A 10,642-nucleotide genomic window follows, 5' to 3' on the forward strand; every position below is an offset into this window, starting at 1 on the left:
TGAATTTAATTCGCGACATCAAGTTGACGAGACGTCGACCGCACGCGGGTAGGCACCCAGCACTTTCAGCATCGCCGACTGGGATTCGATCGCTTCGAGCACCTGGCGCACCCGCGGCTCGTCGATATGGCCTTCCAGATCGATGAAGAAATTATAGTCCCATGCCTGGCGCCGCGACGGCCGCGACTCGATACGGGTGAGATCCACGCCGGCTTCTGCGCCCGGGGTGAGCAGCCGATGCAACATGCCCGGCTGGTTGCGGATGGCGACCAGAATCGAGGTCATATCATTGCCGGTGGCCGGCACCTGCTGCTTGCCGAGCACGAGAAAACGCGTGGTGTTGTTCGGCTCATCTTCGATGTTCGAGGCCAGAATCGGCAGCTCGTAGAATTCCGAAGCCGCGCGCCCGGCGATGGCGGCCGCCTGGCTCTCCCCGGCCACGCGTCGTGCGGCTTCGCCGTTGCTGGATACGGCTTCGCGCACCACGCCCGGCAGGTGGCGATCGAGCCACTTGCGACACTGGGCCAGCGATTGCGCATGGGCGACCACGCGCTTGACGCCGGTGATATCCGCCGCCTTCGACAGCAGGTGGTGATGCACGCCAAGCGCGACCTCACCACAGATGCGCAGCGAACTGCCTACCAGCTGGTCGAGGGTATGGCTGACCACGCCTTCGGTGGAGTTCTCCACCGGCACGACGCCGAAATCCGCGTTGCCGGCCTCGACTTCACGAAAGATCTCGTCGATGGCCGGCAGTGGCATGGCCCGTACCGAATGGCCGAAGTGCTTGTAGACCGCGGCCTGGGTGTAGGTACCTTCAGGGCCGAGATAGGCCACCTTCAGCGGCGATTCCAGGGCCAGGCACGCCGACATCACTTCGCGCATGAGACGCATGATGGTGGCATCGTCGAGCGGGCCTTCGTTGCGCTCGGCCACCCGACGCAGCACGTCGGCTTCGCGCTCGGGCCGATAGAAGTCGGTGCGCTGCCGCTCGGCCTTGATACGGGCGACGTCCAGGGCCACGCCGGCCCGCTCGGCGATCAAAGCCTGGATCTGTGCGTCCAGGGCATCGATACGCTCGCGCGCGCCGGCGAGAGCCTCGTTGTCGGAGTTGTCCTGCGACGAACTCATCGCTTAGGCCGCGTCGCTACCCACGGCACCCAGATACCGCACGCACAGCACGCCTTCGATGGTACGCAACTCTTCGATGGCTTCATCGGCGACCGGCGCGTCGATATCGACCAGCGTATAGGCCACCTCGCCCTTGGACTTGTTGAGCAGGTCCGCGATGTTGTGACCGTGCCGGGCCAGCGTGGACGAGATCTGGCCGACCATGTTGGGCACGTTATGGTTGACCACAGCCAGGCGATGGGCGCTGGCCGTCGGCGGCATGATCGCCTCGGGGAAGTTCACCGAGTTGCGAATATTGCCGACTTCGAGATAGTCGCGCAGCTGGTCGGCGATCATCATCGCGCTGTTGTCTTCGGCCTCGTCGGTGGAGGCGCCCAGATGCGGCAGCGTGATCACGCGGTCGTGGCCGCGCAGCTTCTCGGAGGGGAAGTCGCAGACGTAGTAGCTCAGACGGCCGTTTTCCAGCGCGGCGAGCACCGCGTCTTCATCCACGATTTCGGCACGCGAGAAGTTGAGCAGCACCGCGCCCTTGCGCATGAGCTTGAGCCGTTTGGCGTCGACCAGCCCACGGGTGTCGTCGACCAGCGGCACATGCAGCGAGACATAGTCGGAGCGCGACAGCAGTTCATCGATGGACAGCGCCTGGGAGACGTTGGAGGTCAGGCGCCAAGCGTTGTTGACCGTAATACCCGGGTCAAAGCCCTGTACGCTCATGCCCAGCGCCTGGGCGGCGTTGGCCACGTTCACGCCGATGGCGCCAAGGCCGGCCACGCCGAGGGTGCGCCCCGGCAGTTCCACGCCCTTGAAGCGCTTCTTGCCGGCTTCGACTTCCTTCTTGAGCTCTTCCCCGGTGGAGGTCAGCTCTTCCACATAGCGCCAGGCGCTCATGAGATTGCGCGAGGCCAGCAGCATGCCGGCCAGCACCAGCTCCTTAACGGCGTTGGCGTTCGCGCCGGGGGCATTGAACACCGGCACGCCGCGCTTGCTCATGTCGGCAACGGGAATGTTGTTCACGCCCGCGCCCGCGCGGCCGATGGCCCGCACGGAATCGGCGATCGTCATGTCGTGCATGTTGTGCGAACGCAGGATGATGGCGTCCGGCTTGGACATCTCCGACGCGATCTCGTAGAGATCGCGCGGCAGGCGATCGAGCCCCTTGGCCGAAATATTGTTCAGCGTCTGAATCTTGAATGTCATGAAAACCCTTTTATCCGCAAACTCTTCAAAAGCAGGCATCCACGGATTTCACTGATTGCGCCGATTCGAGTACAGCCGCTAACGAGGCATGTCTTCGAATCTGTGCGATCGGTGTAACCCGTGGATCAAATGTCTTAACCGTTGGCTTTTTCGAAGCCGCGCATGAAGTCGATCAGCGCGTCGACGCCCTCTTCCGGCATGGCGTTGTAGATCGAGGCACGCATGCCGCCGACCGAACGATGGCCCTTGAGGGTGGACAGCCCGGCTTCCTCGGCCTGGGCGAGGAACGTCTTGTTGAGTTCGTCGTTGGCGAGCAAAAACGGGACGTTCATGCGCGAGCGCGCATGCGGTGCCACCGGGTTGCTGTAGAAGTCCGAGCCGTCGATGAAGCCGTACAGCTTGTCGGCCTTGCGCTGGTTGCGCTCGGCCATGCCTTCCAGGCCGCCGTTGTCCAGGATCCATTCGAAGGTCAGACCGGCCATGTACCAGGCGAAACACGGCGGCGTGTTGAGCATGGAATCGGCATCGGCCTGCTGCTTGTAATCCAGCACCATGGGCACACCGGACTGCGGGTTGCCCATGAGGTCGTCGCGCACAATGACCATGGTGACCCCGGCCGGGCCGGCGTTCTTCTGCGCACCGGCATAAATCACGCCGTATCTGGATACGTCGATCGGCTTCGACAGGAACGCCGACGACCAATCGCCCACCAGCGGCACGTCGCCGGTATCCGGCACGTCCGGGTATTCGATGCCCTCGATGGTTTCGTTGGGGGTGTAATGCACGTAGGCCGCGTCGTCTCGCAGCTGCCAGTCGGCCCGGGCAGGCACGTCGGTAAAGCTGCCGTCGACCGCCGAATTGGCCGCGACCTGGGCATCACCGTACTTGCCGGCTTCCTTGACCGCCTTCTTGCCCCAGCTGCCGTTGATGACGTAATCGGCCTTGTTCGAGCGACCCATCAGGTTGAGCGGCACGCCCGCGAACTGGCCGGCGGCGCCGCCCTGCAGGAACAGCACGCTGTAGCCTTCGGGCACATTCAGCAGCTTGCGCAGATCCTGGGTTGCTTTTTCGGCAATGGAGACGAACGCATCGCCGCGATGGCTCATCTCCATCACGGACATGCCGGTGCCCTGCCAATCCAGCAGATCGGCCTGGGCTTTTTCGAGCACTTCGACCGGCAGCGTGGCCGGCCCTGCACTGAAGTTGTAGACGCGTGCCATAGAACAAATCTCCTTTGAAAATCGACGCTGCGCGAAGGTCAGTCCGCGGCAGGGTCCGAATCGTTGTCGTCGGCGGCCGACGCGTCGCCCGCGCTGCGCTCGTCGCTCGAATCCTCGGCGCCGTTGTCCGCGCCCGAGTCTTCGCCATCCGCTTCGCCGTCGTCTTCCTCGTCGTCGGTGACGATGCGATCGACGCCGACCAGATGCTGGTCGTCGGCCACCCGAATGATGCGTACGCCCTGGGTGTTACGCCCGAGCACCGAGATTTCGGCCACCGCCGTACGAATCAGCGTACCCATATTGGATATCAGCATGATTTCATCGTCCTCGAGCACCTGGGTCGCGCCCACGACCGCACCGCTCTTGTCGGACTGCTTGAGCGCGAGCACGCCCTGACCGCCACGACCGCGCAGCGGATAGTCGTCCACCGGCGTGCGCTTGCCGTAGCCCTGCTCGGTGACGGTGAGAATATCGCCGTCGCGAATCACGATGAGCGCGATCACGGCCGCGCCGGCCTCGTCCTCGGGCAGGCGGATACCACGCACGCCCGCGGCCGTACGGCCCATCTCGCGAACGTCCTGTTCGGCAAAACGAATCACCTTGCCGCCGGAAGAGAACAGCATCAGCTCGTCGTCGCCGCTGGTCAGGTCCACGCCCACCAGCGCATCGTCGTCGCGCAGATCGATGGCGATGATGCCGTTCGAACGCGGGCGCGAGAACTGCTCCAGCGCGGTCTTCTTGACCGTGCCGTTGCGCGTGGCGAAGAACACGTTCTCGCTGGTGTTGAAATCCTTGATGGGCAGCACCTGGGAGATACGCTCGTCGGCCTCGAGCGGCAGCAGGTTCACGATGGGTTTGCCGCGCGCGCCGCGCCCGGCGCTGGGCAGTTCGTAGACCTTGAGCCAGTACGCCTTGCCGGCCGAGGAGAAGCACAGCAGCGTATCGTGGGTATGCGCCACCCACAGCTTGTCGATGAAGTCGGCGTCCTTGGTCTGGGTGGCCGACTTGCCGCGCCCACCGCGACGCTGGGCGCGGTAGGCATCCAGCGGCTGGGACTTCACATAGCCTTCGTGAGTGAGCGTGACCACGACGTCTTCCGGGGTGATCAGATCCGCGGTGGTCAGGTCCAGGTGGCTGTCGAGGATCTCGGTCTTGCGGTCGTCGCCGTAGTCGCGACGGATCGCCTCCAGCTCTTCGCGGATGACCTCGAACAGCCGCGCCATGTTGGACAGAATCTCGATGTAATCGGCGATCTTGTCGAGCAGCTGCTCGAACTCCTCGATGATCTTGCTCTGTTCCAGGCCGGTGAGCCGGTGCAGACGCAGATCGAGAATCGCCTGGGCCTGGGTTTCGGTCAGCCGGTAGCTGCCGTTTTCCTGCAGGCCGTAGGCCTTGGACAGATCGGCCGGGCGCGACGATTCCGCGCCGGCGCGCTCGAGCATGTCCACGACCTGCCCCGGCGGCCATTCGCGGTTGATCAGCGCTTCGCGTGCTTCCGCCGGGCCGCTGGAGGCCTTGATCAGCGCGATCACCTCGTCGATGTTCGCCAGCGCGATGGTCAGCCCTTCCAGCACATGGGCCCGGGCACGCGCCTTGGCCAGCTCGTACTGGGTACGCCGGGTGACGACCTCGCGCCGATGGCGGATGAAGGCTTCCAGCAGCTGCTTGAGGTTGAGCGTGCGCGGCTGGCCGTCGTCCAGTGCCACCATGTTGATGCCGAACACGGTCTGCATCTGCGAATGGCGATACAGGTTGTTGAGCACCACCTCGGGCGTTTCCCCGCGGCGCAGCTCCACGACCATGCGCATGCCGTCCTTGTCGGACTCGTCGCGCAGCTCGGTGATGCCCTCGATGCGCTTGTCCTTCACCAGCTCGGCGATCTTTTCCAGCAGCCGGGCCTTGTTGACCTGATACGGCAGCTCGGTGACCACGATCGCCTGCTTGCCGCGCTCGTCCACTTCTTCGAAGTGCGCACGGGCCCGCATGTAGATACGCCCACGCCCGGTTTCATAGGCTTCGCGAATGCCGTCCGCGCCGTTGATCATGGCCGCGGTGGGGAAATCCGGGCCGGGCACGTGTTCCATCAGCCCGGCGATGCTGATCTGCGGATCGTCCATGACCGCCAGCACCGCATTCACCACCTCGGTGAGGTTATGCGGCGGGATGTTGGTGGCCATACCCACCGCGATACCGGTGCCGCCGTTGACCAGGAGGTTGGGCAAACGGGTGGGCAGAACCGCCGGCTCGGACTCGGATTCGTCGTAGTTCGGGATGAAATCGACCGTATCCTTTTCGATATCGGCCAGAATTTCATGGGCCAGCCGGGCCATGCGCACTTCGGTATAACGCATCGCCGCCGGCGCGTCGCCGTCGATGGAGCCGAAGTTGCCCTGGCCATCGACCAGCACGTAGCGCATGGAGAAATCCTGCGCCATACGCACGATGGTGTCGTAGACCGCCGAATCGCCGTGAGGGTGGTATTTACCGATCACGTCGCCGACCACGCGGGCCGACTTCTTGTACGGCTTGTTCCAGTCGTTGCCCAGTTCGCGCATGGCGTAGAGCACGCGCCGATGCACCGGCTTGAGGCCGTCGCGTACGTCGGGCAGCGCACGCCCGACGATCACGCTCATGGCATAGTCGAGATACGACTGGCGCATCTCGTCTTCGAGGTTGATCGAAAGAATCTCTTTTGCGACGTCGGCCATAGACTTGTTTTCGTTCAAGCAGCCTGCAACGCAGGCCGCGTTCGGTGCGTATCCACGGGCTGGGGTCGGCACAACCGGGCCGTGTTGGCCGGTTGTGCAGCGCGGTTCAGCGCCGTCGCGTAAAGCCGGTCATGTTAGCACAGCGCGTGTGCCAAAAGCGCTTGATTGCGCTAGAGTGGCGGGCGTTCGCGCTCCCTACTGATCGCCTGTTTCCATGCGCCAGATCGATACCCTTGTCCATGCCCGCTGGGTCGCCCCTGTCTGCGGTGAGCCGCGGCTGCTGGAAAACCACGCCGTAGCCATCCATCACGGCATGATCGAAGCGGTTCTGCCCAGCGATGAAGCCCGCAGGCGCTTCGATGCGAAAGAGGTCATCGACCGCAGCACGCATCTGCTGATACCGGGGCTGATCAATACCCATACCCATGCCGCGATGAATCTCATGCGCGGCATTGCCGACGATCTGGCGCTCATGCCCTGGCTGAGCGAATACATCTGGCCGACCGAGGGCGAGTTCATGTCGCCCGAATTCGTCGCCGACGGCACCGACCTCGCCATGGCCGAGATGTTGCGGAGCGGCACCACCTGCTTCAACGACATGTATTTTTTTCCCGACGTGGTGGCCGAACGCGTGGAAGCCGCCGGCATGCGTGCCACGGTGGGCATGATCGTGATCGACTTTCCCACGGTCTGGGCGGCCAACGCGGAGGAATACCTGGAAAAAGGCCTGGCCCTGCACGATGCCTGGCGTGGGCACGATCGCATCTCCACGGTATTCGCCCCGCATGCGCCCTATACCGTCTCCGATGCGCCGCTCAAAAAGATCCGCACCTATGCCGACGAAATGGATCTACGCGTGCACATGCACGTGCACGAGACGGCCTTCGAAGTGACCGACGCCCAGGAAAAGAACGGCCAGCGCCCGCTGGCCCGACTTGACGACCTGGGCCTGCTCACGCCGAACTTTCTGGCCGTGCACATGACCCAGCTCAGCGACGAGGAAATCGCGCTGTGCGCCCGCAACGGCGTGCACGTGCTGCATTCACCCGAGTCCAACCTCAAGCTCGCCAGCGGCCTGTGTCCGGTACAGAAACTCATCGATTCCGGCATCAACGTGGCCCTGGGCACCGACGGTGCGGCGTCGAACAACGATCTGGACATGATCGGCGAAATGCGCACCGCGGCCTTCATCGGCAAGATCGCCGCCGACGACGCGGCCGCGGTCAGCGCCGATACCGTGCTGCGCATGGCCACCATGGGCGGCGCCGAAGCCCTGGGCATCGCCGACACCACCGGCTCGATCGAGCCCGGCAAGATGGCCGATCTCTGCGCTATCGATCTGGACGCACTCGAAACCAAGCCGGTGTTCGACCCGATTTCCGCCCTGGTCTACAACGTATGCCGGGAACAGGTCAGCGATACCTGGGTGGCCGGTCAGCGGCTACTGGCCGAGCGCCGACTCACGACCCTGGACGAAGCCGATATCGCCGCACGAGCGGCCGACTGGCAGCACAAGCTCGCCGCCCACGCAAAGGACGCCTCATGACAAGCGATCAGAACGCCGAACTGGCGAAATTCGGCCGGATGGCCGAGCACTGGTGGGACACGTCGGGCGAAATGCGCCCGCTGCACGATATCAACCCGCTGCGTACCGATTTCATCGACCGCCGCGCCCCGCTCGCCGGCAAGCGCGTGCTCGACGTCGGCTGCGGCGCCGGCATTCTCTCGGAGGCGCTGGCCCGGCGCGGTGCCCAGGTGACCGGCCTGGACCTGGCGCCTGAGCTGATCGAAGCCGCCAAGGCCCATGCCGAGGATAGCGGGCTCGATATCGACTACCGCTGTATCTCCAGTGGTGACCTGATGCGCGAAGCCCCCGGCGCCTTCGATATCGTGGTCTGCTACGAAATGCTGGAGCACGTCGACACCCCGGCCTATGTGGTCGACGACTGCGCCATGCTCACCGCCCCCGGCGGCAATCTGTTCTTCTCGACCATCAACCGCAGCCCCAAGGCGTGGCTGCTGGCGATCGGCGGCGCGGAATACGTGCTCGGACTGCTGCCCCGCGGCACCCACGAATACAGCAAGCTCATTCGTCCCTCGGAGCTGGGCGCCTGGTGCCGGCGCGCGCATCTCGAGGTCGCCGAGATCGCGGGCATGCACTACAACCCGTTCACCCGCCGCGCCTCGCTCACCCAGCGGCCCGACGTGAACTACTTCCTGCACGCCCGCAAACCCGCCGCGAGCCGCGCATGAAGTTACAAGCCTTCGATGCGGTGCTGTTCGATCTGGACGGCACCCTGCTCGATACCGCCCCGGATCTGGCCGGAGCGATCAACGACATGCGCGCCGAGCGTGGGCTGGACGCCATGCCGCTCACCGAGCTCGCGCCCATGTGTTCCTTCGGCGGGCGCGGCATGCTCGGCAAGGGGCTGGGTCTGACCCCCGACGACGCCGACTATCGCGCCAGCTACGACTTGTTCATCGAAACCTACCGCCAACGCATGACCCGCGACACGCAGCCCTTCGACGGCATGCGCGAGTTCGTGCGCCAGCTCGCCGACAGCGGCCTGGCCTGGGGCGTGGTCACCAACAAGATGGAAGCCCTTGCGCTGCCGTTGATGGACCATATGAACTTCGACCCGCCACCGGGCTGCGTAATCGGCGGCGACAGCGCGGGCGTAGCCAAACCCGACCCGGCGCCGATGTATCTGGCCTGCGAACGCATCGGCATCGAACCGGCCCGCTGTGTCTATATCGGCGATTCGGATCGCGATATCGAAGCTGGCCGTGTTGCCGGCATGGCCACCATCGGCGTGTCCTACGGCTATATTCCGCCCGGTGACGATATCCACGGCTGGCAGGCCGATGTGGTCATCGACACCGTCGCCGGCCTCGCAGCCGCGCTTGAGCAGCTTGATGCGCAGGCCATCGCGGGCGCCCATCCGACCTGAACGACAACGACCCGTCTCATGACTGTATCCAACGATTCCAAACCGCTCGCCGATCGCGTGATTCTCATTACCGGCGCGGGCGGCGGCCTGGGCGCCACGGTCGCCCGCGCGATCGCCGCAGCGGGTGCCGAATGCGTGCTGCTGGGCCGGCGCGAACGTACCCTCACCCCGGTGTTCGATGCCATCGTCGCCGACGGCAGCCCGGAACCCGCGCTGTTTCCGCTCGACGTGACCCGCGCCGGCGAAGACGACTATCAACGCCTGGTGGACGGCATTGCTGCCGACTGTGGGCATCTCGACGGTCTCGTACATCTGGCCGCCCGCTTCGACGGACTCATGCCGCTGGCCACCCACCCGATCGACGGCTGGCAGCGGATCATGCATATCAACCTCACCGCCGCCTTCACGCTCACCCAGGTCTGCCTGCCGTTGCTGCAGAGCGTGGACGATGCCTCGGTGGTATTCACCCTCGACGACGCGGCCGCCAGGCCGAAAGCGTTCTGGGGCGCCTACGGCGTGAGCAAGGCCGGGCTGAGTTCGCTGGTGAAGATGTTTGCCGTCGAACACGAACAAAGTGACCGCCTGCGCTTCAACGGCATCGACCCCGGCCCGCGCCAGACGCCGCTGCGCGCCAAGGCGTTCCCCACCGAAGACCCATCGGCCCAGCCGCCGGAAACGATCGCCGATACCTACGTGCACCTGCTGTCGGTCGCCGCACGCGGCACCACCGGTCAGATTCTCGGCGCCGACGGGCAGCCAATCGCCGCATAGAATCGGCCTCGCGTTTGTAGAGCGCCTCCTCGCGAACCCGAAGAAAAAGGGTAGGCAGGTCCGCAAATAAACGCGAAAAGCGCAAATAAAGACAAAAAGCGTTATTAAAACGCGACCTTGGGCGATCGAAAACGAGCCTGTCTGTATTCACCCCGTTAGGGCAGCGATGCTGCGTGGCACAGCGTCGTTATCGAATGCTTCGCAGCTGAGGGTTTGCGCTGCTGCTACGGTCCCTTTCGACCCAAGCGCGTAGGTTGGATTAGCGAAGCGTAATCCAACACCGAACGCAGTCCGCAAGACCCCTCCGACTCGCACGCTCCAAAAGCGGCATCCGTGCTCGTGCTCGCCCTTGTTGGCTTACGGCCTGCGGCCTAAGCCAACCTACACGGCTATACGGCTATACAGCGCGTTCGGATCCAGCAGTGGTCGGGCCCGCCCGTGATCACAACGATCGTGAAGCACACAGCGCCCGCAGCGCGTAGGTTGGATTAGCGAAGCGTAATCCAACACCGAACGCAGCCCGCAAGACCCCTCCGGCTCGCACGCTCCAAAAGCGGCAACCGTGCTCGCCCTTGTTGGCTTACGGCCTGCGGCCTAAGCCAACCTACGCGGCTACACGGCTATACCGCAGGCTCGGTTGCGGCAATGGTGGCCCGCCCGTGAT

At 64.3% G+C, this 10,642-nt stretch carries 8 protein-coding genes; 4 read left to right on the forward strand and 4 right to left on the reverse strand.

Annotation, left to right across the window (positions count from 1 at the left end; all coding sequences use genetic code 11):
• Positions 1 to 18: 18 nt before the first annotated feature.
• The 4 genes from pheA to gyrA all read right to left on the reverse strand — a co-directional run bounded on the left by pheA (position 19) and on the right by gyrA (position 6,256).
• Entirely contained in the window at positions 19 to 1,131 is a 1,113-nt protein-coding gene (gene pheA / locus CMN27_RS05995; RefSeq protein WP_293624842.1) for a prephenate dehydratase, read from the reverse strand.
• Between the two features lie 3 nt (positions 1,132 to 1,134).
• On the reverse strand, positions 1,135 to 2,328 hold the full coding sequence (locus tag CMN27_RS06000; RefSeq protein WP_293624843.1) for a phosphoglycerate dehydrogenase: 1,194 nt from the start codon (positions 2,326 to 2,328) through the stop codon (positions 1,135 to 1,137).
• 134 nt (positions 2,329 to 2,462) lie between these two features.
• Complete coding sequence (serC, locus tag CMN27_RS06005; RefSeq protein WP_293624844.1) at positions 2,463 to 3,548, reverse strand: 3-phosphoserine/phosphohydroxythreonine transaminase; 1,086 nt, start codon at positions 3,546 to 3,548, stop codon at positions 2,463 to 2,465.
• A 38-nt stretch (positions 3,549 to 3,586) separates the two neighbouring features.
• Positions 3,587 to 6,256 (reverse strand): DNA gyrase subunit A, encoded by a 2,670-nt coding sequence (gene gyrA, locus CMN27_RS06010; protein ID WP_293624845.1) that lies wholly within the window; start codon positions 6,254 to 6,256, stop codon positions 3,587 to 3,589.
• Between the two features lie 214 nt (positions 6,257 to 6,470).
• On the opposite strand from gyrA, the gene CMN27_RS06015 reads away from it, so the two are divergent.
• From CMN27_RS06015 to CMN27_RS06030, 4 genes are read left to right on the forward strand one after another with little or no spacing between them, the layout of a single operon-like run.
• Positions 6,471 to 7,802 (forward strand): TRZ/ATZ family hydrolase, encoded by a 1,332-nt coding sequence (locus CMN27_RS06015; RefSeq protein ID WP_293624846.1) that lies wholly within the window; start codon positions 6,471 to 6,473, stop codon positions 7,800 to 7,802.
• A complete protein-coding gene (ubiG, locus tag CMN27_RS06020; RefSeq protein WP_293624847.1) occupies positions 7,799 to 8,509 on the forward strand; it encodes a bifunctional 2-polyprenyl-6-hydroxyphenol methylase/3-demethylubiquinol 3-O-methyltransferase UbiG in 711 nt (236 codons plus the stop codon). The genes CMN27_RS06015 and ubiG overlap by 4 nt, the downstream gene beginning before the upstream one ends.
• On the forward strand, positions 8,506 to 9,207 hold the full coding sequence (locus CMN27_RS06025) for an HAD-IA family hydrolase (RefSeq protein WP_293624848.1): 702 nt from the start codon (positions 8,506 to 8,508) through the stop codon (positions 9,205 to 9,207). The genes ubiG and CMN27_RS06025 overlap by 4 nt, the downstream gene beginning before the upstream one ends.
• 18 nt (positions 9,208 to 9,225) lie before the next feature.
• A complete protein-coding gene (locus tag CMN27_RS06030; protein ID WP_293624849.1) occupies positions 9,226 to 9,978 on the forward strand; it encodes an SDR family NAD(P)-dependent oxidoreductase in 753 nt (250 codons plus the stop codon).
• The last annotated feature ends 664 nt before the right edge of the window (positions 9,979 to 10,642 follow it).

Origin of the sequence: Salinisphaera sp., assembly GCF_002729955.1 — a bacterium.
Lineage (GTDB): Bacteria > Pseudomonadota > Gammaproteobacteria > Nevskiales > Salinisphaeraceae > Salinisphaera.

Excerpts from the sequence above, each read along its gene's own strand:
- pheA (WP_293624842.1), bottom strand. The coding sequence starts at position 1,131 with ATGAGTTCGTCGCAGGACAACTCCGACAACGAGGCTCTCGCCGGCGCG.
- CMN27_RS06000 (WP_293624843.1), bottom strand. The coding sequence starts at position 2,328 with ATGACATTCAAGATTCAGACGCTGAACAATATTTCGGCCAAGGGGCTC.
- serC (WP_293624844.1), bottom strand. The coding sequence starts at position 3,548 with ATGGCACGCGTCTACAACTTCAGTGCAGGGCCGGCCACGCTGCCGGTC.
- gyrA (WP_293624845.1), bottom strand. The coding sequence starts at position 6,256 with ATGGCCGACGTCGCAAAAGAGATTCTTTCGATCAACCTCGAAGACGAG.
- CMN27_RS06015 (WP_293624846.1), top strand. The coding sequence starts at position 6,471 with ATGCGCCAGATCGATACCCTTGTCCATGCCCGCTGGGTCGCCCCTGTC.
- ubiG (WP_293624847.1), top strand. The coding sequence starts at position 7,799 with ATGACAAGCGATCAGAACGCCGAACTGGCGAAATTCGGCCGGATGGCC.
- CMN27_RS06025 (WP_293624848.1), top strand. The coding sequence starts at position 8,506 with ATGAAGTTACAAGCCTTCGATGCGGTGCTGTTCGATCTGGACGGCACC.
- CMN27_RS06030 (WP_293624849.1), top strand. The coding sequence starts at position 9,226 with ATGACTGTATCCAACGATTCCAAACCGCTCGCCGATCGCGTGATTCTC.